The organism is Glutamicibacter sp. AOP5-A2-18 (genome assembly GCF_052446055.1).
Lineage (GTDB): Bacteria > Actinomycetota > Actinomycetes > Actinomycetales > Micrococcaceae > Glutamicibacter.
The window spans coordinates 1,313,997-1,337,420 of record NZ_JBQSVW010000001.1; the positions used below are offsets into that span (position 1 = coordinate 1,313,997).

General features: G+C 56.2%; 18 protein-coding genes and 1 pseudogene. 6 read left to right on the plus strand and 13 right to left on the minus strand.

Features of this window, described 5'->3' with window-relative positions; translation table 11 throughout:
* The first annotated feature begins 130 nt into the window (after nucleotides 1-130).
* Both ACT3RW_RS06285 and ACT3RW_RS06290 read left to right on the plus strand, forming a co-directional pair.
* Nucleotides 131-787 carry a TetR/AcrR family transcriptional regulator C-terminal domain-containing protein gene (locus ACT3RW_RS06285; protein ID WP_444613170.1) on the plus strand — a complete coding sequence of 219 codons (657 nt, stop codon included), beginning with the start codon at nucleotides 131-133 and terminating at the stop codon, nucleotides 785-787.
* A gap of 98 nt (nucleotides 788-885) precedes the next feature.
* Nucleotides 886-2,442, plus strand: a complete 1,557-nt coding sequence (locus ACT3RW_RS06290) for an MFS transporter (protein WP_444613171.1) — start codon at nucleotides 886-888, stop codon at nucleotides 2,440-2,442.
* 81 nt (nucleotides 2,443-2,523) lie between these two features.
* Here ACT3RW_RS06290 and ACT3RW_RS06295 read toward each other — a convergent pair whose 3' ends face one another.
* The 5 genes from ACT3RW_RS06295 to ACT3RW_RS06315 form a co-directional block, all read right to left on the minus strand.
* Nucleotides 2,524-3,621 (minus strand): fatty acid desaturase family protein, encoded by a 1,098-nt coding sequence (locus tag ACT3RW_RS06295; protein ID WP_131087914.1) that lies wholly within the window; start codon nucleotides 3,619-3,621, stop codon nucleotides 2,524-2,526.
* Nucleotides 3,622-3,749: 128 nt separating this feature from the next.
* Complete coding sequence (locus ACT3RW_RS06300) at nucleotides 3,750-5,390, minus strand: ABC-F family ATP-binding cassette domain-containing protein (protein ID WP_444613172.1); 1,641 nt, start codon at nucleotides 5,388-5,390, stop codon at nucleotides 3,750-3,752.
* Nucleotides 5,391-5,486: 96 nt separating this feature from the next.
* Nucleotides 5,487-6,995: a carboxyl transferase domain-containing protein gene (locus ACT3RW_RS06305; protein ID WP_444613173.1), complete on the minus strand. Its 1,509-nt coding sequence runs from the start codon at nucleotides 6,993-6,995 to the stop codon at nucleotides 5,487-5,489.
* Entirely contained in the window at nucleotides 6,996-8,222 is a 1,227-nt protein-coding gene (locus tag ACT3RW_RS06310) for a CaiB/BaiF CoA transferase family protein (protein ID WP_444613174.1), read from the minus strand.
* Nucleotides 8,223-8,266: 44 nt separating this feature from the next.
* The gene (locus ACT3RW_RS06315; protein ID WP_262197980.1) at nucleotides 8,267-9,628 is read right to left on the minus strand and encodes an SLC13 family permease; all 1,362 of its coding nucleotides are present in this window, start codon (nucleotides 9,626-9,628) and stop codon (nucleotides 8,267-8,269) included.
* Between the two features lie 153 nt (nucleotides 9,629-9,781).
* Here ACT3RW_RS06315 and ACT3RW_RS06320 point away from each other — a divergent pair, with 153 nt between their 5' ends.
* The gene (locus tag ACT3RW_RS06320) at nucleotides 9,782-10,492 is read left to right on the plus strand and encodes a FadR/GntR family transcriptional regulator (RefSeq protein ID WP_131087919.1); all 711 of its coding nucleotides are present in this window, start codon (nucleotides 9,782-9,784) and stop codon (nucleotides 10,490-10,492) included.
* 158 nt (nucleotides 10,493-10,650) lie between these two features.
* Here the strand turns inward: ACT3RW_RS06320 and hpaD are convergent, their stop codons facing one another.
* The 5 genes from hpaD to ACT3RW_RS06345 all read right to left on the minus strand — a co-directional run bounded on the left by hpaD (nucleotide 10,651) and on the right by ACT3RW_RS06345 (nucleotide 16,458).
* On the minus strand, nucleotides 10,651-11,760 hold the full coding sequence (gene hpaD / locus ACT3RW_RS06325; RefSeq protein WP_444613175.1) for a 3,4-dihydroxyphenylacetate 2,3-dioxygenase: 1,110 nt from the start codon (nucleotides 11,758-11,760) through the stop codon (nucleotides 10,651-10,653).
* A gap of 34 nt (nucleotides 11,761-11,794) precedes the next feature.
* A complete protein-coding gene (locus ACT3RW_RS06330) occupies nucleotides 11,795-13,288 on the minus strand; it encodes an aldehyde dehydrogenase (RefSeq protein WP_444613176.1) in 1,494 nt (497 codons plus the stop codon).
* Nucleotides 13,289-13,365: 77 nt separating this feature from the next.
* Nucleotides 13,366-14,025, minus strand: coding sequence for a GntR family transcriptional regulator (locus ACT3RW_RS06335; RefSeq protein ID WP_444613177.1), 660 nt, complete (start codon nucleotides 14,023-14,025; stop codon nucleotides 13,366-13,368).
* Nucleotides 14,025-15,551, minus strand: a complete 1,527-nt coding sequence (locus ACT3RW_RS06340; protein WP_444613178.1) for a fumarylacetoacetate hydrolase family protein — start codon at nucleotides 15,549-15,551, stop codon at nucleotides 14,025-14,027. The genes ACT3RW_RS06335 and ACT3RW_RS06340 overlap by 1 nt, the downstream gene beginning before the upstream one ends.
* 169 nt (nucleotides 15,552-15,720) lie before the next feature.
* The gene (locus ACT3RW_RS06345) at nucleotides 15,721-16,458 is read right to left on the minus strand and encodes a hypothetical protein (RefSeq protein WP_444613179.1); all 738 of its coding nucleotides are present in this window, start codon (nucleotides 16,456-16,458) and stop codon (nucleotides 15,721-15,723) included.
* Nucleotides 16,459-16,634: 176 nt separating this feature from the next.
* Here ACT3RW_RS06345 and ACT3RW_RS06350 point away from each other — a divergent pair.
* Nucleotides 16,635-17,222, plus strand: a pseudogene (locus tag ACT3RW_RS06350) (histidine phosphatase family protein).
* 265 nt (nucleotides 17,223-17,487) lie between these two features.
* On the opposite strand, the gene ACT3RW_RS06355 reads toward ACT3RW_RS06350, so the two are convergent.
* From ACT3RW_RS06355 to ACT3RW_RS06365, 3 genes are read right to left on the minus strand one after another with little or no spacing between them, the layout of a single operon-like run.
* Nucleotides 17,488-17,688 carry a hypothetical protein gene (locus tag ACT3RW_RS06355; protein WP_444613180.1) on the minus strand — a complete coding sequence of 67 codons (201 nt, stop codon included), beginning with the start codon at nucleotides 17,686-17,688 and terminating at the stop codon, nucleotides 17,488-17,490.
* A 59-nt stretch (nucleotides 17,689-17,747) separates the two neighbouring features.
* Complete coding sequence (locus ACT3RW_RS06360; protein ID WP_444613181.1) at nucleotides 17,748-19,544, minus strand: ABC transporter ATP-binding protein; 1,797 nt, start codon at nucleotides 19,542-19,544, stop codon at nucleotides 17,748-17,750.
* Nucleotides 19,541-21,277 (minus strand): ABC transporter transmembrane domain-containing protein, encoded by a 1,737-nt coding sequence (locus ACT3RW_RS06365; RefSeq protein WP_444613182.1) that lies wholly within the window; start codon nucleotides 21,275-21,277, stop codon nucleotides 19,541-19,543. Before ACT3RW_RS06365 ends, ACT3RW_RS06360 begins: the two co-directional genes overlap by 4 nt.
* A 125-nt stretch (nucleotides 21,278-21,402) precedes the next feature.
* On the opposite strand from ACT3RW_RS06365, the gene ACT3RW_RS06370 reads away from it, so the two are divergent.
* Together ACT3RW_RS06370 and ACT3RW_RS06375 are read left to right on the plus strand one after the other, a co-directional pair.
* Complete coding sequence (locus ACT3RW_RS06370) at nucleotides 21,403-22,392, plus strand: ABC transporter substrate-binding protein (protein ID WP_444613183.1); 990 nt, start codon at nucleotides 21,403-21,405, stop codon at nucleotides 22,390-22,392.
* A 155-nt stretch (nucleotides 22,393-22,547) separates the two neighbouring features.
* Nucleotides 22,548-23,423 carry a siderophore-interacting protein gene (locus ACT3RW_RS06375; RefSeq protein WP_444613184.1) on the plus strand — a complete coding sequence of 292 codons (876 nt, stop codon included), beginning with the start codon at nucleotides 22,548-22,550 and terminating at the stop codon, nucleotides 23,421-23,423.
* Nucleotide 23,424 lies beyond the last annotated feature (1 nt).

Consider the following 23,424-nt stretch of genomic DNA (forward strand, 5'->3'; position numbering starts at 1 on the left):
TTTACTCCGATATTGCGTATATCCTCATGAGATGGCCGAAATTAAGGAAACTTCGCCCGCGCCGACGGCGAAGCGAGGACGCGGACGCCCCCGTAAAGATTCTGAGTTCACATCTTTAAGCAAAGATTTGTTGGCCGAAAAGGCACTGGAAATTGCTGGTGCTGAAGGGTACGGAGCACTGACCATGCACCGCCTGGCTTCCGACCTTGGTGTTACGCCCCGCGCCCTATACAACTACGTGGCGGACCGTCAAGAGGTCGTTAACCTCGCAGTGCAACGCTTCCTAGCTATTAGCCCGCTGGTTGAATTTGATTCTTCCAACTGGAAGCAAGGAGTCCGCCAGGCCTACGTCGCCACGCGGACTGCCTATCGCGCCTACCCACGTGCATCCCAAATGAGCTGGGACGACAAGGTAGATGTCGCGCCCGGACCACGACGCACCGAGCTCATTGAGCGTGTACTACGTTTCTACGTTGAAATTGGGCTGACGCTGCAACAAGCGGTAACCATGGTTCGTGCGCTAGAACGAGACGTTTTGGGATTTGTCCTGCACGTTGATTACTTCTTTGACCGACGTGAAGCTGGGAACTCGGACTCCTTGAGCCACCTTGTCTCAGCACAACGTCTTGATGCCTACCCAGAGATTTCAGCACCGTTAGCGCGTCAGGCACTAGAACTGCCTGCGCCGGATAGTGACGAGCTCTTTGAAGAAGTTATCGAAACTCGGATTCTTGCCATTGAACAGTGCTTGTCGAAAAAACGTCAATCCGAGACTGACCAAGCATGAAACTTCTGGTCAAGGAATAATCCGCGACGTAGTTGCGCTGTAGGGACTAAAGCCACAGGATCCTGGGGCTCGAAAAAATGTGCTGAAAGTTGCCCACTATGTCGCAGAGCCCACTCGAAGCGCCGCCTGAGTCCGGAGAACTATCACTGGCAGCCCGCTGGCGCTTGCTCGGTGTGCTGCTCGCTGCCATGTTCATGTCGTTGGTCTCGGTCAGTATCGTCAACGTCGTGCTACCGTCCATCGGTTCCACGTTGCACGCCAGCGAAGCCGATATGCAGTGGGTTCTAGCCGGGTATGCATTGACCTTCGGCGTGGTTCTTGTCGCCGCTGGACGAGCCGGTGACCTGCTAGGTCGAGGTGTCATCTTTGTCGCCGGTGTCGCGATTTTTACCGTGGCCAGCATCTTGGCGGGGTTCGCCGCTGATCCGTTGATGCTCAATGTTGCCCGATTTATCATGGGCATTGGATCAGGGCTGCTCAACCCGCAAGTTATGGGCATGATCCAGCAACACTTCCGCGGTGCCGCCCGAGGCCGCGCCTACGGACTGTTGGGCACCGTGGTCGGATTCTCCGTAGCCGTTGGTCCGGTACTCGGTGGGCTATTGATCAACTGGCTGGGTGCGGATGCAGGCTGGCGTTCGACTTTCCTCATCAACGTTCCCGTAGGCGTAGTCGCCATCACCCTAGCTCTCTTGTGGCTTCCCAAACCACTATTCACCAAGCCAGCAGGAAAACTCGATCTGGATCCAGTGGGTGGACTGGTGCTGGCGATGAGCATCTTTGCGTTGTTGCTACCTTTTGTTCAAGGCCGCGAAAATCCAATGTTGTGGTGGTTGCTTCTCGCAGCCGCCGTGTTGCTGTTGGTGTGGATCTGGTGGGAAAAAAATTACAAAGAACGTGGCCGTGAGCCAATGGTGGAACTGGGATTGTTCAAAATTCGCAGTTTCACCAACGGTACGCTCATTGCCGGACTGTACTTCATGGGTGTCTCCAGCGTGTGGGTGCTGGTGGCCATCTACGTTCAAGCTTCCCAAGGTTTCACTGCACTGGAAGCTGGCCTGATCTGTTTACCCGCTGCCTTGCTTTCGGCGTTTAGTTCTCATATTGCAGGCCGTTATGCCACCACGCTGGGGCGCAAGCTGCTGATCGGTGGAACGCTCAGTGCGTTGTTTGGCTTGCTTGCAACGATTGCTGTGGTGTTCTTCGAAGATCGAGGCAACCTCAACGTCTGGTGGATGTTGTTGTCACTGACCTTTATCGGTATTGCTCAAGGCTTCATCATTTCCCCCAACCAAGCATTGACCCTGATGGAAGTGCCCGTGGCCAATTCGGGCAGTGCCGGCGGTCTGATGCAGACCTCGCAACGTGTGGGAACTGCTGTGGGCATCGCGGTGATCACCGCAATCTTCTACGGTTTGAACCACGTTGCCGGCTACTCAGTGGCCATGGAATTATCCTTCGTCGCGATCTCAGTATTGGTGATTGCAACCCTGCTGGTGGCCATCGTTGACTTACGGCAAAGCCGTACCATCAAGCGCGTCTCAACGCGAGAAGAATACATCCCGGTTGAAGAAGGTGCGCAATGCACGGTGACTGGTGCGATCGAGGTTGTTGGCCCTAAGAAGCCGAGCCAACCTGCTGACGCTCAGCCATAAAGGGCAGCAAAGCGAAAAGCGAGAGGACAGACCAATTGGTCAGTGTCCTCTCGCTTTATTGGTAATGCCTGCAGATAGTTCTTAGCTCACGCGGTAGCCAGAAACCAAAGGGCAATCAAAAGGATCTCGTGCGGACAGGCCCACCTTGTTGAGGTAAGTGATCACCTGTGCGTAGGATTCGCGCATGCTGGCCACGGTGTAGGGGATCTGGTGATCTGCGCAGTACTGACGCACGATGTCGGACACTGCTGCAAGATTGGCACGTGGCATGGAAGGGAACAGGTGGTGCTCCACCTGGTAATTCAAGCCACCAAACAGGTGGGAGAGAATCCGGTTGCCCCACGACGAGCGAGCCATGATGTTACGGCTGGTCAGTACCTGACGTGAGAAGAAGTCAATACGAGCATCGCCCGGAACCATAGGCATGCCCTTGTGGTTCGGTGCGAATGAGGCGCCCATGTAGATACCGAAGACTGCTAGCTGCACGCCGATAAAAGCGAACGCCATGCCAACGGGGAGGAAGACAAAAATCAATGCAACATACAGTCCCACACGCAGGGCGATGGCCCAGATCTCACGCTTACGGCGCTTGGCGCGATCAGCGGTGAACAGGTAACGGATTGACTGAATATGAAGATTCAATCCTTCCATCGTTAACAATGGGAAGAACAGGTATCCCTGACGCTCGGTGATCCACTTGAGGATTCCACGCTGGCGCTGAGCATCAACCGGCTGGAATGAGATGGTGTCCCACTCGATGTCCGGATCCTTGCCAATGGTGTTGGGAGTCGCGTGGTGCTTGTTGTGCTTGTTCATCCACCACTGGTAGCTGATGCCCACAACGATATTGGCCAGGAACTGGCCCAGCTTGTCATTGGTCTTGCCCGAGGACAGGATCTGACGGTGGGCCGCTTCGTGCGCGAGGAATGCAAATTGCGTAAGTAGGATTCCCAGCGCTGCAGCAATCAGTAGCTGGAACCAGCTGTGGCCCAAGAGGATTGACCCGGCAATGGCTGAACCCAAAAGGATAACCAGCACTGATCCGAGGCCAAGGTAATGGGCGCGACGACGTCCGGACAAACCTGCATCCTGAACGAGTTTCTTAACGTGGAAAAAGCTCTTGGGGTCTCCGGGCCTGGTGGTAGGTGCGGAGTTCTGAAGAACGGAACTGCTACTCAAGTAATTTCCTAAGTTGAAGTAGCTGGCGACATCTCAGTCGAAAGAACTGAAAGTCTCGGCTCCTATGTCTTCAAGACTACGGTATGCGTCTGTGAACGAACCCTAAATGTCCTTGATCTTCTCCCGTATTAATAGACAACAGTGAGTTGGCCATCGGAGATTTCCCAACAGGTTGTAAGCCGGACATTTTCCAGCAACCTACGGTCGTGGGTGACCAACAGCAACGCGCCTTCGTAAGCTTCGAGGGCTTCTTCTAATTGCTCGATGGCCGGGACATCCAAGTGGTTCGTCGGCTCGTCAAGCACCAGCAGATTCACGCCACGCGCTTGCAGTAGAGCCATCGACGCGCGGGTGCGTTCGCCGGGTGACAAGGACTTGACCGGCGCAGTGGATTGGTCTGCCTTCAGCCCAAACTTTGCCAGCAGGGTGCGCACTTCAGCTGACGAATACTCGGGGACCGCTTGTTCAAAAGCCATGCCCAAGGCCAGATCCCCTGGCAGCTGGCTACGGGCCTGATCAATTTCGCCAATGCTCACCGAGCTACCCACCGAAGCACTGCCGTGATCCGGGGAGACCTTGCCGAGCAACATGTTCAGCAGTGTGGACTTGCCGGCACCATTGGGGCCGGTGATGCCAATGCGGTCTTCGGAATTAACCTGCACGGAGACCGGACCAAAGTTATAGTCGCCCTGCTGTAGCGCTGCTTCGTTCAAAGTGCACATCACCGATGAGCCACGCGGCGCGGGCGCAATCGAGAATTGCAGTACCCACTCCTTGCGAGGTTCATCAACTTCATCCAGCCGGGCGATACGAGATTCCATTTGGCGAACCTTGGCGGCCTGCTTTTCTGAGGACTCGCTGTTGGCACGACGACGGATCTTGTCATTATCTGGCGCCTTACGCATGGCGTTACGTACACCTTGGGAAGACCACTCGCGCTGGGTGCGGGCACGGGAGACGAGGTCGGCTTTCTGATTTTCGAATTGCTCGTAGGCTTCCCGGGCATGGGTGCGGTTGATGGCGCGTTCGGCGAGGTAGGAGTCATAGCCACCCTCATAGACGGCCACCTTATTTTGGGCCAGGTCCAATTCGATGATGCCGGTGGTGCAACGAGCCAAAAATTCGCGGTCGTGGGATACCAGAATGACCGGGGAGCGCAGGGAATTAATGAACTCTTCAAGCAGTTCAAGTCCGGCGAGGTCTAGGTCGTTGGTGGGCTCATCAAGCAAGACGATGTCAAAACGAGAAAGCAGTAGCGCTGCCAGAGCGACTCGGGCTACTTGTCCGCCGGAAAGGGCTGTCATTTCCGTTTCTAAAGACAGGGTGAAACCTAATTTGGCCAGCACCTCAGGAATGCGGTCCTCGAGGTCCATCGCGCCGGAGGCCATCCAGTGATCAAAAGCGTTGGCGTAGGCATCATCGGCGCCCGGCTTGTCGCTACCTAGGTCTTCTGCCGTGGCTTCCATGCGTGCGGTGGCCTCGGCGCAACCAGTGCGACGAGCCAGATATCCGGTAATCGTTTCGCTAGGAATTCTTTCGTGCTCCTGAGGAAGCCATCCGATAAAAGCAGAATCCGGTGCGGTGCTGACCGTTCCTGCCTGTGGGGTTGCTGCCTTGGCTAACAGCGAGAGCAAAGTTGATTTGCCTGCGCCGTTGGCTCCCACCACTCCGTAAACATCCGAGGTACTGGCAGTGAAGCTCAGAAGAGAAAACAGGGTTCGGTGGGCGTGGCCACCAGAAAGGTCTTTGGCCACGAGTGTTGCAGTCATGGAGTTAAGTCTAGTTTGAAAACAGCTTGAACACAGACGAGTGGTTCGAGCCCCATACTTAGTAGAGCTCGAACCACTTTCTTATTTGCTAACTGCTTAGGCTGAAGCTTCACCAATACGTTGGAACTTCAGTTGACGACGCGCCAAACGATGGGCGTCAGGGATGGCCCGCGCCAACGAAATCTCGGCGGCAATTGCAGCGCCAAGTTTCTGACAGAATTCGCGAGGACGCTTCGCCGCATCGATCTGTTCCTCCACTACATGGTCAACGAGTCCGGCCTCGCACAAGGAAGCAACACTGATCTTTTGTCCGCGAGCCATATCGGCCGCCTTGTCGGTGGTGCGGTGAATGATCGCGCTGGCACCTTCCGGTGGCAACGGCGAAAGCCAAGAATTTTCGGCAGCCAGGGTGCGGTCCGCCGGGAGCAGTGCCAACGCTGCGCCACCAGTTCCTTGGCCCAAGAGCACTGACACCGAAGGGGCGCGCAGGCCAATGAGTTCATTCAGCGATCGCGCGATTTCTCCGGCCAACCCGCCTTCTTCTGACTGCACCGATAGCTCGGCTCCGGTGGTATCAATGATGGTCACCAACGGCAGATTCAGTTCTTGAGCCAACTGCATGCCCCGTCGTGCCTCACGCAACGACGCTGGACCCAAACTTGCAGTTTCCGGATGCCGAGGACGCTGTTGCCCAATCAGCACACATCCCTGGTCGCCAAAGCGAGCCAGGGCAAGCATCAAGCCGGGATCCTTTTCGCCCTGGCCGGTACCGTTGAGCGGCAAGGCCTCGTCAGCAGATGCCAACAGCATCCGAGTATCGGGCCGACGGGGGTTGCGACTAGCAATCACCGATTCCCAGGCGTCTTTGCTTTCGCGCAGATACGGCTGACCTGCCGGGGCCGGAAATTCATTGCCCGACGGAGCTGCCTGCAAAATAGACAACGCACGATCTACCAAGCTGGAGAGTTCCTGCGGCGGAACGACGGCATCAATTAGTCCCTTGCGGAACAGATTTTCTGAGACCTGCACACCGTCTGGGAACGTCTGATCATAAAGTGCTTCGTAGACGCGCGGGCCCAAGAAGCCGAGCAACGCCCCGGGTTCAGCGACGGTGATATGCCCCAATGATCCCCACGAAGCCATGACACCACCGGTGGTGGGGTGACGTAGGTACACCAGGTAAGGCAGGCCAGCTTCCTTGTGTCGACGCACCGCATCGGTAATGGAAACCATGCCCAAAAATGCCAGTGTGCCTTCCTGCATTCGGGTACCGCCGGAGGCTGGTCCGGCGAGCAGCGGAAGCTTTTGCGCGGTGGCGCGCTGAATCGCAGCCACAATGCGCTGTACCGCTGCCTGCCCGATGGAACCGGCAAGGAATTTGAACTCAGAGACGATCACCGCCACTTCGCGCCCGTGGATCCGACCTTTACCGGTGATAACCGCTTCATCGGCGCCACTTTTAGCTTCGGCCGCCTGAAGATCTGCCGCGTATTCTGCGCTCAGCGGTGGCTGTTGTGGCTTTTTATCCCAAGATTCAAAAGAATCAGCGTCCAGGACAATATCAAGCAGGGCCGCGGCGTCGATGCGCAACGTTGGGGTACTCATCTAGGCTTCATCCTTTCGAGCCTGTAGCCATTGCTCAATTTCTTCGGCGTCACCGTTGAGTACTGGAGGTGCGCTGTGCTTGGTGCGTGTGGTTTCCTGATTCGTGGCCGGGTCAAAGAAACGCAGCGGGGGGCCAGGAAGGTTGATCTTGCCAAGGACCTCATGCTCAACTTCGACGATCAGACCTTGCGACTTGACCTGTTCCCACTCATACACTTCTTCGATGCTGCGTACCTTGCCCGAAGGAATCCCGGCATCGTCGAGTGCGACCAGCAGATCCTGCGCGGTGTAGCTAGCGAATGCTTCCTCGATCAAAACGTTCAGTTCCGGACGGTTTTCCACGCGGGCCGAGTTATCGGCAAAGCGTGGATCATCAGGAGGAAGACCGAAAGAGTTGGCGAAGTTCTGCCACAGCTTCTGGCTGCCGATGCTGACCTGAACCTTCGAGTCCTTACAGGCGTACAAACCGTACGGGGCGATCGAGGGGTGGTGATTACCGATGGCCTTCGGATTTTGTCCGGCCACGGTGGCACGGGTTCCTTGGAACGCATGCACACCGATGATTGAGGCCAGCAGGGAGGTGCGAACTACCTGTCCGCGTCCGGTCTTTTCTCGTTCAAGTAGCGCGGCCAATGCGCCGTAGGCTCCGTACATCCCGGAGAGCAGATCCGCAATGGGAACACCGACCTTCTGTGGATCTTCCGGTCCTGAACCGGTGATCGACATGAGCCCAGCTTCACCTTGAAGGATCTGATCGTAACCGCTGCGGTGAGCTTCTGGTCCGTCGTGGCCAAAACCGGTAATCGACAAGATGACCAAGCGCGGGTTCAGTTCGTGAAGAATCTCAACGCTGAAGCCGAGTCGGTCCAGCACGCCCGTGCGGAAATTTTCCATCAGAACATCGCTGCTCTTGATCAACTGAACCAGCTTGGCTTTGTGCTCTTCATCTTTCAGATTTAGTGACAGCGAGAGCTTATTGCGATTGCACGACAGGAAGTAGGTGGCCTGACGGTTATCTTCTGGTCCAACAAAGGGCGGACCCCAACTTCTGGTGTCATCTCCGGTACCGACGGTCTCGATCTTGATGACCTTGGCGCCAAGGTCGCCCATCATCATGCCGGCGTGGGGGCCGGCCAAGGCACGGGTTAGGTCCAGAACAACGTAGCCGCTCAGTGGTCCGGTGGCACCTTGGCCCGAAGTGGCAGCTGTTTGCGTAGTTGAACTCATGAGGAGCCTCCTTTAGATGGCAGGTAAGTAATGAGAATTAGTGTTTAGAGCCAACCGGGAAGTACCAGCAGCGCCCAAGCCAAGATTGGTCCGGCAACAACGATGATGCCGCCGTAGCCAAGCACCTGCTTGTAGAACCGGTCCTTGTCGGTGCCTTCCGGAGCATTGGCAAGAACCAGCGCACCGTTGGTAGAGAAGGGCGAGACGTCAACAACGGTCGAGGCGATGGCCAACGCGCAGATCAATCCGGTAGCGCTGATTGATCCGCTGTCAAGGAATGGAATGGCCAGTGGAATCAATGCTGCCAAGATGGCGGTGGAGGACGCGAAGGCGGAGACCACAGCGCCGATGTAGCAAATCAGTAGCCCGGCGAGCAATGGTGCCCCAAGGTTGGCCACACCGTCAGAAACGTACTTGATGGTTCCGGCTTCTTCCAGGACACCAACAAAGGTGAGCATGCCGCAGATGAGCAAGACGGTAGACCAGCTGATCTTGTTGACGGCACCCTTTTGTGCAGCCGGGTTGACCAGTGCGAGGAAGACAGCGATGGTGATCGAAACAAATCCAACATCAACCTTGAAGCCCAGAGCGATTACTGCCAGGGCGATCAATCCGATGATGGTCATAATCTGGCCAAAACGCTGGCCCGGAGCATGCGGAGCGGCACCGTCGCCAGCTGGGTCGCGTGGTCCGTAGGTTCCCGAGCCACTGGCCTTGAAGTCAACGTCTGCCGCATGGGCACCGGCAGAAACGCTTAAGCGTGCTTCGGCAACACGTTCAGCAATTGCACCAGCGCGCTGGCCGGCAAGCTTACGTCCACCCAAAACGAGGAAGAGGACAATGGCGATGGCCAGGTTGAAAATAAAGCTGGTCAGGAACAAAGCGGTCGGGCTGAATTCAAAACCGGCCTTGTCGATCAGGCCGTTGACGATGACGCCGTAGACGGCGATAGGGGAGAAGCCGCCGGCCTGGGCGCCGTGTACAACGAGCATGCCCATCATCAGTGGGTTGATCTTGTAGCGCTGCGCGAAGTTCAAAGCGATAGGTGCGATGATCGCAACCGCCGCTGGGCCCAAGGCGCCAATGGCGGTGATGGCTGCGGTGATGACAAACATGACCCAAGGAATCAGCGCAATGCGGCTGTCCACCAGTTTCACGGCTCTGTCCACCAAGATATCGATGGTGCCGTTATTTTGGGCTATGGCAAAGAGGTAGGTAACGCCTACCAACGTTAAGAACAGACCGCCAGGGAAACTGGCGAGAATTTCTTTGGAATCCATGCCAAGGAAAAGAGTGCCGAGCAGGAATGCTCCGACGAAGGCCAGGGCCCCCATATTGATGGGGAACATTGTGGCGACGATGAACATCACCGCCAGAATGATGATGGAAACTAATGCGACAGACATGTGGAATATCCTTTTCGTGGTGGCCGCAAAGCGAGGTAGTTTGTATGTGACGAGCGTCACTGGCTCACTGGCCTAGCCTCCTAGACTCTGAGTGTCTTGTCAAGTCAATTTTCGGTGTAGGTTGGTGCTAAGAAACATCAAAAAGGAGTGAACATGGCTGAGATCCAGAAGCCTAAGGGCTTTGCCAAAGTGCAGCGCCCTAGGCTTTATGAACAGCTCATGCAGCAGATCCTGGCCTTTGTGGAACAAGAGCAACTCGGGGCCGGTGACCACCTGCCAGCTGAGCGAGAATTAGCAGACCAGCTTGGGGTTTCCCGAGCAACGTTGGCTCAAGCGCTTGTGGCGTTGGAGGTCTTGGGCGTCATTGACGTAAAGCACGGAACCGGTGCCGTCTTGGTGTATCGACCGAGTGTGGCCACAGTGTTGCGGGAGCTACGCGAACACGAAAATAGGCTTCCCGAAATTGTCGAAGCCCGTAGCACCCTCGAAGTGAAGTTGGCATCGCTGGCGGCCGAACGACGTACCGAAGAGGACCTCAAAAGCATCAACCAAGCCCTGGATGTCATGGGTGAAGAAATTGCTAATGGCGGCAGAGGTGAGAAGGGTGACGAACTTTTCCACGAGGCAATTACGAGGGCCGCAAAGTCTGCGGTTCTACAGAAGCTGATGACTTTTATTTCCGAGATGGTGCTAGAAACGCGTCTGGAATCTCTGGGTCAGCCCGGGCGTCCGGAGCGGTCTTTGGAGTCGCATCGGAAAATTGCTGAGGCAATCCGAGATGGTGATTCTCAGGGTGCTGCGGTTGCGATGCAAGAGCACATCGAGATGGTTTCCGACGTTGCGTTGCTTAAGGATCTTTCCTAGGTCAGCGGGTTGTTGAGTATCTAATGCCGGCGCAGATCCAGACGGTCACCTGATTCGGAGTTAGCGCGCGGGCTACAGCTCCACGTGCTTCAAACGCGAAGACTCCCGTGGGACAACGAGATGACGTTGACCCACGGGAGTCTTTTCAATGTTGTGGCCTAAACCTGGTTGCCCAGCTTGAAGCCCTTCGATGGCTCACCTCGGTAGGTGCCGTCTTCATCTTTTTCGCGAGTGTAGGAGAAGCCGTCGGCGCCGACGGTCACCGCCATCTCCGAGTCATCGGTGCGGGCGATGACTTCCTGAACGTTGCCGTCCAGATCCAAGACTTTGGAGGCTTCGGTGTACCAGGACGGTACAACCGGGTTGCCCCACCAGTCGCGGCGCTGGTTATCGTGCACATCCCAGGTGATGACCGGGTTGTCTGGATCGCCGGTGTAGTAGTCCTGCGTGTAAATCTCGATGCGGTGATCATCTGGATCCAAGATGTACAGGTAGAACGCATTGGAGACACCGTGACGGCCTGGGCCGCGCTCGATGCGATCCGAGATGCGCAGTGCACCCATCTTGTCGCAGATCTGAATGATGTTGTGCTTTTCGTGAGTGGAGAAAGCTACGTGGTGCAGACGTGGTCCATCACCACCGGTGAGCGCGGTGTCATGCACGGTACCCTTACGCTGCATCCAGGCCGCGTAGGTGGTGCCTTCTTCGTCCTGAATGTCCTCGGTGACGGTGAAGCCCAAGTTTTCCAGGTACTTACGTCCGCGGGGCACATCTGGGGTGACCTGGTTGAAGTGGTCCAGACGAACCAATTCTCCAGCCGAGTACAGGTCGTAACGCATGTGTAGGCGCTCAACGTGGGTGGTTTCGAAGAAGAACTCGTAAGGGAAGCCCAGTGGATCTTCCACACGCACGGCGTCGCCGATGCCCTTGACGAAGCCTTCTTTGCGGCGTTCGGTGCGACAGCCCAGTTCCTTGTAGTAAGCCTCGGCCTTATCCACTTCTTCGGTGGAGCGTACACGGAATGCCATCGCTTTGAGCGCTGCCACCGGCCCCTTGGTGAGTACCAAGTTGTGGTGAATGAATTCCTCGAAGGAACGCAGGTAGATCTGGCTCTCATCTTCATAAGAAACATGAAGGCCTAGTACGTCCACATAGAACTTACGCGAGGCGGCTAAATCGGTGACCACCAGTTCGGCGTAGGCGCAGCGCAGGATATCCGGCGCTGGAAGAGACGGGGTGGGGATTGGGTTAGAAATCTCTTTGCTCATGTTGTTGCTCCTTTGCAAACAATCAAAGTACGAGTTAGACACCGAACTTAGGGGAGTGGGATTCATTCAAGGTGATCTGGATGGACTGTTGAGTGGTGTAGAAGTCCACCGAACGGTAGCCACCTTCGCGGCCCAGACCAGAGGCCTTCACTCCACCGAATGGGGTGCGCAGATCGCGGACGTTGTTGGAGTTCAGCCAGACCATGCCCGACTCAATCTGATGCGCGAAGTTGTGAGCGCGCTTCAGGTTTGTTGTCCAGACGTAGGCGGCAAGGCCGTACTTGGTGTTGTTGGCTAGTTCCAGTGCTTCTTCGTCGGTGTCGAACGGGGTGATGGCGACAACCGGGCCGAAGATTTCGTCCTGGAAGATCTGCGCATCGGGTGCCACGTCGGCGAAGACGGTTGGGGCAACGTAGTTACCTTCGTCGAAGCCTTCCGCGCGGCCGCCACCGGCAAGTAGGCGACCTTCGCCCTTACCGATTTCGATGTAGCTCATGACCTTTTCAAAGTGCTTCGGGTGCACTAGTGAGCCAACTTCAGTGTTGGGATCGCTGGGCAGTCCAACGCGGATGTTCTTGGCACGTTCGGCGAACTTAGCAACAAAATCATCATAGATATCGCGCTGTACAAGTACGCGGGAACCGGCGGTGCAACGCTCACCGTTCAGCGAGAAGACACCAAAGACGGTGGCATCAAGTGCGGCATCCAAATCAGCGTCGGCGAAGACCACGGCAGGGGACTTTCCGCCAAGCTCCAACGATAGGCCCTTGAAGAACGGGGCAGCCGCGGTGGAGATGGTGGCGCCGGTGGAGGAATCTCCGGTGAAGGAAACCAGTGGCACATCTGGGTGCTTGACCAGGTAGTCTCCGGCCACAGAGCCGGAGCCGAAGATCAGGTTAAAAACACCTTCAGGCAGGCCGGCTTCGCGGAAGATCCCAGGCCACAGGCCAGCAGAAAGTGGCGTGTAGCTGGCAGGTTTCATCACCACGGAGTTGCCGGTAGCGATGGCCGGAGCGAGCTTCCAAGATTCCTGCATGAACGGAACGTTCCATGGGGTGATCAGTGCGGCCACGCCAATTGGCTTGCGGTTCACATAGTTCATCTGGCGCCCTGGCACGCGGAAGGAATTATCTACCTGAGCCACGATCAGGTCAGCGAAGAAGCGGAAGTTCTCTGCCGCCCGGCGGGCCTGACCCTTGGCCTGGGTGATAGGCAGACCGGAGTCGTAGGACTCAAGCAGAGCCAACTCGTCATCGCGGGACTCAACGATGTCAGCGATCTTATGCAGTACCCGCGAACGTTCGCGCGGAAGCATCTTGGACCAAGGTCCTTCCTTGAAGGCCTTCTTGGCGGCAGCGACTGCCAGATCCACGTCTTCTGGCTGAGCAGAAGCTGCGGTGGCGTAATTCTGATTGGTGACCGGTTCTTGAACGTCGAAGGTTGCTCCGCCTTTGGAGTCAACAAATACGCCGTCAATGTAGTGCTGCAGGTGAGTTTGCAGGTGTTCTGGTACGAAGTGCTTGCTCATGGCAATTCCTTTCGTGCTCGGTGATGATGGTGATTCCGGCGTTAGCGCCGGTGTGTCAGAAGAATTTCTTGTGAGGATCAGATGGCGCTGGGCTCCATGCCCGCGGCCTTCAAATAACTGTTCAGCGTGTGGGCTCGGTGCTCACGGCAGGCAGCTTCGATCTGAGCAGGGGTTGCATGGCCTTCAATCAAATCCAGTAGCGCGTCGTGTTCCTTGACCGATTCGCGGGCACGGTACGGGATGTGTGTGAAGCTGCTGGCACGCATCGCTGCAAGTCGGCGCCATCCGCGCTGCACTAGATCAAGAATGTGCGGGTTGGGGCACTGGCCGTAGAGCAGCTGGTGGAACTCGGTGTTCATGCGGGTGAAAGCTACCGGATCAAAATCTTCCAAGCATTGACGCATTTTTTCGTTCAATTCTCGGGCCTTGGACAGCCACGCGGCGTCCATGGCATCGGCGGCTAGCGCGGTGGCCGCAGGCTCAATAATCATCAGCGTCTGCATGGTGTGCAGGTAGAGGGTGGAATCAACCTGGGCCACCGTGGCTCCGACATTTCGAGTGAAGTGAACTAGCCCTTCAGCTTCTAGCCGGCGAATTGCTTCGCGTACCGGTACTACCGAGCAGCCAAGTTCTTCGGCAATAGTGCCAAGCACCAGACGGTACCCGGGGGAGTAGGCGCCTGTGTTGATTCGCTCTGAAACCAGTTGGTAAGCGACCTCGGACTTCGAAGCAGTCATTAGAGTGACCATGAATCTAGCTCCGGGCTTCCTGCTTCTTGCCAAGCGTTGTACTTGGCTTTCCACTCAGCATTCATTGGGAACAGGCCTTCAATGCCGTAGCCACGTTTGACCATGGCAAAAATGAATTCGTCATTGGACTCGGTGACTACCGCTTCAGCGGCAACCTCTTGAACCATTGCAGGTGGGATGACCACAATGCCGTCAGAGTCCGCAACGATCACGTCGCCTGGCTGGACTGATACGCCACCGCAGGCCACGGTGATGTCTTTGTCCCAAGCCACATGTTTGCGCCCCAACACTGCTGGGTGGGCGCCGTTGTAGAAGACCGGGATATCTAGGTTGGATACCGCATCGAGGTCACGCACACCGCCATCGGAGATGATGCCGGCTGCACCAAGCTGCTGAGAGCGCAGGGCCAAAATATCGCCGAGGGTGGCCGAACCCGTTTCTCCGCGGGCTTCCATCACAAGAATTTCACCGTTATTCAGTGAGTCAATGGACTGCTTCTGAATGTTGTAGCCGGCACCGTGAGCTTTGAAGAGATCTTCACGGTTGGGGATGTAGCGCAGGGTGCGGGCGGTGCCGATGACGCGTTGCATTCCCTTGGTGGCGCCGGGGACTTCGATGTTCACGTTGTTGAGTCCGCGCTTGCGCAGGGTGGCGGATAGGGTGGCGGTGGCGACCGAGGCGAGTTGTTCGCGTACCTTATCGGTCAGTACGTCCTTGCCGGTGATTACCGGCGGAAGTCCAGCTGAAGCGCGGTCGCCGTAGGCGTCTTCTTTATCCTTCTCGCTGACCTTGGGCTGGTTGCCGAAGGATCCGAAGGCAGCGGTGCCTTCGACTGCGGTGGTCTTTAGTTTGCCGGTGGAGGTACCCGTGATCAGATCTGTGACTTCAACCTCAACGACGTCGCCGGGGAAGAATACGGTGGAGCCAGCCGGAGTGCCGGTGAGGATGATGTCACCTGGCTGCAGGGTCATTTGCTGAGAAAGATCGGCGATGATCGTGGCGAAGGAGAAGAACAATTCTGCGGTGGTTGCGTCCTGCGCGATGGTGCCGTTGACCCAGGTCTGTACTCGTAGTTTGGCCGGATCAATGCTTGCGGCGTCCAACAGGCTCGGGCCCAGAGGAGTATAACCGTCACCGGACTTTGAACGGATGTTAGATCCCTTATCCGCGTACTTCATATCGTGGACGCCTAGATCATTCGACGCGGTGACCGAGCCGACGTAGTTCCAGGCGTCGGCAACCGAGACGCGGCGGGCAGTGGTGCCGATGATCAGGGCGATTTCGCCTTCAAAGGCCAGCAACTCGGTACCGGCCGGGCGCTCAACGGTGTCGTTGGTGGCAGCCAGTGAGCTGGAGGCTTTCATGAAGTAACTGGGGAATTTTGGGGTACGGCCACGCTGTGCTGCGCGGGAGGAGTAGCTCAGGTGTACAGCCAGAACTTTGCCGGCCTGGGCGAAGGTCTCTTGGGTTACTGGAACAGTAGTGTTCACCGTTGATCGTCCTACTTTCGTCATACATCATGTCGTACATCAAATCGTATACGATTAGTGTGCGCTGAATCTCACTGGCTGTCAAGCGTGCGCTAGGTAGAACATAAGCATCGTTCAAAGAATTAGTCTTTGAACGATGCTTATGTTGCTTTAACTGCCTGAACCGCAGGGCTGTGGTGTAGACAATTGCCGGTTACTTGGTTACCGAGTGACTGTTGGTGGATGATGCCCAAGTAGCTGTAGGAATCGACAAGCGGTAAGACTTCTTTCGTGACTGAGTGACGGTCAGCTTGGCAGTGCCCTTTTTCAAATTGACTGTCTTCAGGGTCTTCCATTTGCTACCGGATTTGACCTGGAACTTTGCGTTCTTCGCGTTGTACTTGATATAGCCGTAGCGATCCGGAGCGTAGACCTGAGCCTTGGCGGTGAGGGTTACTTTGCGGCCCGAACGCTTTGCGGTGATCGAGCTTTTTGCCTTGCCACGGACGTAGAAAGTCTTGCTGGTGCGGTCGGTGTAGTCGACGTACTCAGTATCGTAGTCCTCCCAATACGAGTTCCATACGCTGTAGGTTGCGGAAACTTCCGCTGGACCAACTCTGTATGCCCCTAATCCATCGGACGACGGGCAAATGAAAGCTCGATTCGAGATCTTGCGGTTGTCGAGCGACAGCCAAGTTACGACGCCGCCCCGCTTGGTCACGTCAATAGATGCATAGGCATCCTCATAATCTCCTTTGATCTTCGTGGAAGCTTTGACCGTAACATTGCGGCAGTTGTAGTCTGTGACCGTAATCGATGAAACGGAGTAACCCGTGATATCGATTGGTCGTTCGCTGGCATGTGCTGGAACCGTGCCTAGCGCGAGTGCCCCAGCGGCAACCAGGGTCACGACCGTGTTGCGAATGCGGCGAAGTGTCGAAAATTGCATCATGTACTCCCCATAAGAGTGCGAGTGGATATCCAAGGCGGATGCCGTGAATGTTCAAATCGTAATTGATGGGGTAGACATTTAAGATTCAAGTACCAATTCTTACGTTAGAATTGCGATTATTCATACGTGAGCAGTCATTCGTCGCTCGCCTACGGTTGTTCTGCGAGAATGTCGTCATGCGAATTATCCTTATACGACATGGTCAGACGGGATCAAATATCGGCCGCCATCTCGATACGGCAGAACCTGGCGCTTCGTTGACCGCACTAGGTCTTGAACAAGCTCAAGCGCTTCCATCAGCGTTGCAAGATACGACGATCGATGCCATATACGCGTCAACGCTGCTGCGGACACAGCAGACGGCATAGCCACTTGCTCAAACGCGTGGTCTTGAGGTTCAGGTGCGTGCCGGGCTTCGAGAGATTTCCGCTGGAGATCTCGAAATGGCTAATGATGACAAATCCATCCAGAAATATCTCAGTGTCGTCATGGCCTGGGCTGACGGGGAAGAAGGCATTGAAATGCCGGGCGCCAATCGACCAGGGATAGAAGTGCTAGCTGAGTTCGACAGCATCGTTGAAGAAGTCCTCGACGCTGGAGTGCAGAGCGCGGTACTCGTTTCGCACGGAGCGATGATCCGGACGTGGGTCGGGTCGCGAGCAGTAAACCTCGACGCTGGGTTTGTGGCACAGAACGCTGTATCGAACACGGGGATTGTCATTCTTGAGTACATCGATGAACGCTGGCACGTCATTCAATGGTAAGAGCAAGCCATGGGTGGACCAGCTTTGGAGGCCTCCGGCATTGATGGTCCTGCTGCGGAATCAACGATCAACTGAAGTTCGCCTCGAAGTTTCTACAAAACACGAGCTACCAGGAGCATTGGTCAAACGCGGGTATCCGAAGAAATTATCATCGCTAGAGCACTGATGCTGCGGCGCTACCGCTACAAGAGCTAGTAATTATTTTAGTCCTGGTAGTAAAACCGAACGTCGGTTCAGTCATTTGGCTGGACCGGCGTTCGGTGTGTTACTGACGGCGGGAAGTCCTCAGACTAGGCCTGAGCTCCTGCGCGTGCAGCAGCGGCCTCGCGCTCATCGGCTTCACGCGGTGCGGGGAGACCACACGCTCGCGGCGTTCAGTCAGCACCTCTTCGGAGACGTTCAAGGTCAGCTCGCGAGTTGGGATATCGATGGAGATGGTATCTCCGTCTTCAGCCAACGCGATCATGCGACCCGAGGCGGCCTCTGGAGATACGTGTCGTCTCTGTACTGCACACTTTCAAGGGTCTAACCCTCCCAAGCTCTCCATAATTGGGCGTACTTGCCATCGGCGACAAGCAGCTGCTCGTGCGATCCATCTTCAATAATTTCACCGTGGTCCATGACGATGATCCGATCAGCATTTCTCGCCTGCGATAACCGGTGAGCGATAACCAGCGAGGTTCGTTCCTTAGTCAAGGTGGCTGCTGCCTTATCCAATTCGCGAGAATTGCTAGATCCTGACTCAGCAGTTGCCTCGTCCATGACAACAATGCGTGGATCAAGCACAGCAATACGAACCAAGGCTAGATGCTGCTCTTGATGACTGGAAAGCTGGTAAGCATTCGAGCCCAGTACGGAGTCCAACCCCTGAGGTAATTCATTGATCCACTGGGCATGACAAGAAGTAATTGCTTGTTGCAACTGGGTCTCAGAACAAGGTGTGGACGATCCCAGAGTGAGGTTTTCTCGTACCGTTCCGGAGAAGACGTGGGTATCTTGAGAGATCAGTGCAATGTTCTGGCGAAGAATTGTCATTTCGAAGGTAGATAGCGGCTTCCCGTCTAAGGTCGCGATGCCACTTGCCGGTTCGATAATGCCAGACAAGATGCGCGCAGCCGTTGTTTTTCCGGCACCGGTGGTACCCACCAAAGCGACGCACTGACCTTCAGCCAGGGACAAATTCAGTTCCTTGAGTACGGCGACGTCAGACTCAAAATGGTGATTTACTCTATGCAGGACCAACCCTGTGCTGGAAGACTGCTCGTGGGGTAACTGAGAAATTTCGCTGGGCGTGCGACGCTTGGCCAAAAGAATGCCGGTGACTCGGCGCAGGGCGATACCTGCCTCTTGAACCATGTCAAAGAGCGTGACCACCTCGGAAATCGGATCAAAGAGCCGATGGTAGAGCAAGGCTGCAGTGGTGACCGCTCCAACCGTCGTGGCATCGGCCTGAACAAGGAAATAGCCGGCCGTCAACAAGGCTGCCATCGTGACAAATTCTGCACGGTTGTTGCGCGCGAAGTATCGGGTGAGCATGCGGAATACGCGGTCAGCAATGTTTCGTGAGTCATCGCTGGCTCGTTCCAACGCATCAACCTGCCCCCGGGCCCAACCTTGAGAATGCAACATCGCACGTCCATGGAAGGCATTAAGGAAGGTATTGGTGCGACGGGCAAGAATCTCACGTTCTTCACGGTAGAGCGGTGCACTGCGCGGTAGATACCAGCGTAGGGACAACCAGTACATCGGAATGGCGATCAGCCCGGTAAGCCCCAATACCCAGTGCAGGGTGAAAAGCCCTGGGACCGAGAGCACCAGTAGGGTAGTCGCCGAGAGGAAAGCCGGTAGGAGCCACGCAACTGCTTGTGAAATCAATCGAGAATCATCGGAAACACGTGAGACAAGTTCGCCGTCGCCGGCGCGCTCCAAGATTCCAGATTCTAAATTCAGTGCATGCTCTACGGCGTCTTCGCGCAGGGACGCCACCGCAGGTTCGGCGATTTTTGCGTAAAGTACTCGGGCGTACCAGGTCAGGGCGGCACCGCAGACTAGTGAGACAGCGATGGCCAGCAGGCATCGGATGAGTGTTGGTTCGGAGTTACCGGTGCCCAACGCATCTACAAGGATGCCAATGGCAAAGGGGGAGAGCATAGCCGCCGCGGAGGCAGCTAGGGTGATTACTGATGCCCAGATGATCAACCACCGTTGTGGACGCAGGGTGCGACCTAATACTCGCCAGGCGGTGGCGATACTGGCAGTAGGCAACGCCGGAGATTGTTGATCGATGTTTTCGGGCGTGAGGTTTTCCGCGGCGAGGCTCATCGGCTGACCACCTTTTCGTAGGTTGAATTTGCACTGAGTTCCAAATGAGTGGAGCGGGTGATCGACCCGTCACTTTCAAGGAAAATGACCTCATCGGCTGCGTGCAACAAAGTGGGTGAGGTGCTCAAGACGAGCAGGGTTCCCGCCCCTGAACCGGTGATTTGCGCATTCTCCCGCCAGTGAAGTAATCCTTGGGCGATATTCGCTTCAGTCACCGAATCCACCGCGCTAGTCGGTTCTTGCAGTACCCGGACCAGTGGACCTCCTGCCAATACCCGGGCCAGCGCGATGCGTTGTCGTTGTCCGCCGGAGAGGTTAAAACCGCGCCCCTGTACCCGGTGTTCTAATCCATCGGGGAAGTTCTCCAATAGTTCATCGACTCCGCTGGCGCGCAGCAGAAGCTGCAGCGTCTGCTGGTCAGGAACTGGTCCGTCACCAAAGATATTCTCATTGATACTGCCTTCAACTAGGTGCGCTTGATGAGGGGCCAGGCGCAAGAGATGGGGCAGGTAACCGGGGTCGATGTGTGAAACTTCGATGTCATCAAGTAGAAGACGAGGGTGCGAAATAGCTTCAGTTTCAGTGCTTTGCTGCTGCTGGCTTCCAAGGCTGAGGGCCGTGGCAAGTTGTGCGCGAAGAGAGTCTTCGGCGCAAACCAGGACCGTGAAGCTGTCGGACGTCACCGTGAGCGGTCCATGAGTCGATGTCGGTAATTCGATGCTCAAAGTGCCATCGCTACGTGGCGTTGGGTGTTGGTCACCTGAGGTATCGGCCCCGTCGGCTAGCAAAGCGGCGACGCGTTCGGCGGCTGCCAAGGATCGGGTGCGGGCTTCCACTGTGGAGACCAAGGTGCCCAAGGGGGTTGAAAGGAATTGCGCGACGCCCAGTACACCCAGTAGCGCTCCGATGCTCATGGAACCAGCTGCTACTTGCCACGCACCCAAGCCAGCGGCGGCCAAGAGGACTGTTCCGGAGACTAATACCTGAGCCGCGTCGATGCGACCCGAGGCAGAAGCTGAATCAATTCCCGCATTGGCTGCACGTTGGCTGGCCTCACGGTAATGAGTGGCGGCCTGATCGTGGCCACCAATGCCACGCAACACCTGAACACCGGCCATGAGGTCCGCGGCCGCGGCCCCGGATGCGGCGATGTCGGCTTGGAGATTATCACTGGCCTTGCTTAAGCGGGGAGTGAGCCAGCGCAGTGCGGCCATGCCCAGGGGCGTGATGATCAGGACCGACAGGCCCACCCACAAATTGGCCCAGATCAGATACACGGCGCAAACCAATAGGCCACCGAGGGCGCTAAAACCCAGTGATGCTTGACGGATGACCGAGGCGCTGACGTCGGTATCTACCGAGGTGATGGTGGCGATTTCCCCGGGCATGCGCGCACTGCGTGGCCGATAATCCGGGGCCATTACATGTTCGGCAATTCGCGTGCGCAGTTGGTGCACCTGCCGGTTCATTCCCGAGTTTCCTAGGCGGGCGCCAAAACGATAGCCGAAGGAAAGCATGGCGAAACATAGGCCCAAGGCGATGAGCCAGAGGATCAAGCCGGTTAGGTTGCCACCGGCAATTGCGTGATCGATGGTTGCGCCGATGAGTGCCGGGACAAGTGCTTCACCAGCGGTCCAACATGAGAGCAGGGCGACGGCGGCAATTATTCGGCCGCGTTCAGCGCGCAGCATGGTACGCAACAGAAGAGGCCCGGTAGGGCGAGATGACGACATGGAATTCATAATATGTTATAAATATGTTTCGTAACCAATGTAGGTTAGCCTACGGTAATTTCTTTGAGGTGTGGGGCCTCGCAGGCCCGGTCATCACCAACCCTCCAACCCTAAGGATCACTCGCATGTCCCGAACCTTCACTCGCGCCCTGCTGGCGCCCGCAGCACTGCTGGCACTTGCTTCACTTTCTCTCACCGGCTGTGGGCAATCTTCAGGCCAAGCTGCCGAGAACACATCAGCATCGGCGGATCAGTCACCACTAAAAACCGTGGACCCGCAAGGGCATGAGGTGAGCTTGGATCAACAACCCACCGCTGCCCTGGGCTTCTACACCACGGACGTTGACATCCTGGCGACTTTGGGCGTTCCGTTGGCCGCCGAACAGCCGATTCGAGGCGATTCAGGATTCACGACATTCCCTGATTACTTCCCCCAAGAAGCGCTCGCCGAGGTCACACCCTTTGCCAACTATCCAGAGTTCAACTACGAGCGGGTCCTAGGCGCAGCTCCTGATTTCATCCTCAACGGTCTGGGCTACGATGCCGAAGTCCACGAGAAGCTCGCAGCGATCGCCCCGACCTATACGACCAACGCTTTTGATGGAAAGTCTTGGCAGTCACACTTTGAACAAACTGCCAAGGACCTGGGCCGTCAAGAACAATACGACCAATGGCTGAAGGACTATCAAGAAGACGGTGCCCAAGCTAAAAAAGCCATCGATGAAGCTGGCAACGGGGATTTGACGGTAGCCACCTTGGGCTATTGGGACGGGAAAGTCAACGTTGACTGCTACTCGTACCTCGAATGCGGTGTCTTTGACACCATCGGACTAAAGACCGAAGAACTCAGTAAGCAAAAAGGCTTGAGCCTGTCTTTGGAAGAGCTGGATCAGCTCAAGAACGTTGATGCCGTGTGGATGTCTATGGGTGTTGGAGAAGACGCACAAGCAGAACTGGATAAATCCATTGCTGCCATGGCGAAGTCACCGTACTGGAAGAACCTTCCATTTGTGAAGAATAACCGGATCTACACGTACAACATGGAGATGACCTACGGCTCGCCCTCGGGCGCAGTTGCGTTCATGGATCAGGTACGAAGTGATCTAACTAAGTAATTCCACGGTGTTCCACGCTGGCCCGGCACGGCATTAGATTTCATTGCCGGTGCCGGCCGGCGCTGAAGCACAATAAACCCTCCATCCATCATCAGCCCCGGAAACATCGGTGACTTTCGACGCGTCTCGGTGTTTCGCAGCAACAGGATCAGTCAATGGAAATCTTTGAAGCTACCGTTCAATCCACACGCCATCTCTCACCTACTCTGAAGCGATTGCGCTTTAGCATTCAAGGTTTCACCAGTACCGGGATTGGCGATGAATACGTCAGACTTTTCTTCCCGCATACCGAAGATCGAAACCTGCTGAGCTTGCCGGTGGCAGATGGTGATACCTGGCGCACCATCGAAGGGCAGCCCGACGCTCCAATGCGTACCTACACCATTCGTGATGCCGGCGAAGGATGGATTGAGATCGACTTTGTGGTTCATGAAGGCGGCATTGCTGCCGCCTGGGCGCTTGACGCTCAGGTTGGTGACCGAATTGGATTGAATTCTCCCACCGGCCTCTATGACTGCCCGCCAGACACAACATCCCAGGTACTGATCTGTGACCTGACCGGCTTGCCAGCGGCCGTGCGCATTGCCGAACTTGGCGACGCCAAAACGCGTACCGAACTCGTGGTGGAAATTCCTGATGAATCATCCCGCTTAGACCTCAGTTACTTGCCACAACTCACGGTCCAGTGGATTGTGGCGGGCAATGGTGTAGGACCCAGTGTTCTTCCGCAGGTCGCCCGCAAGGCCGTGGAACGGCTGGACGATGACCAGCCGCGACCCTACGTGTGGGTAGCCGGACAATCCGCGGCATTACGCGAAATTCGTAAGATGCTGCACCGCGAACTGCGTTGGCCTAACACGCAGTACAAGGTGATTGGTTATTGGGTGGAACAGGCAGAAAAATGGCGCGAACGCTGGGACGCGCTGGATGCTTCAACCAAATCTTCCTTAGACGCGCTGTGGGAGAGTTTTGAAGACCAAGACGAGGCGCTCATCGCCTACGAATCTGAACTTGCTCGCCTAGGGCTGTGAG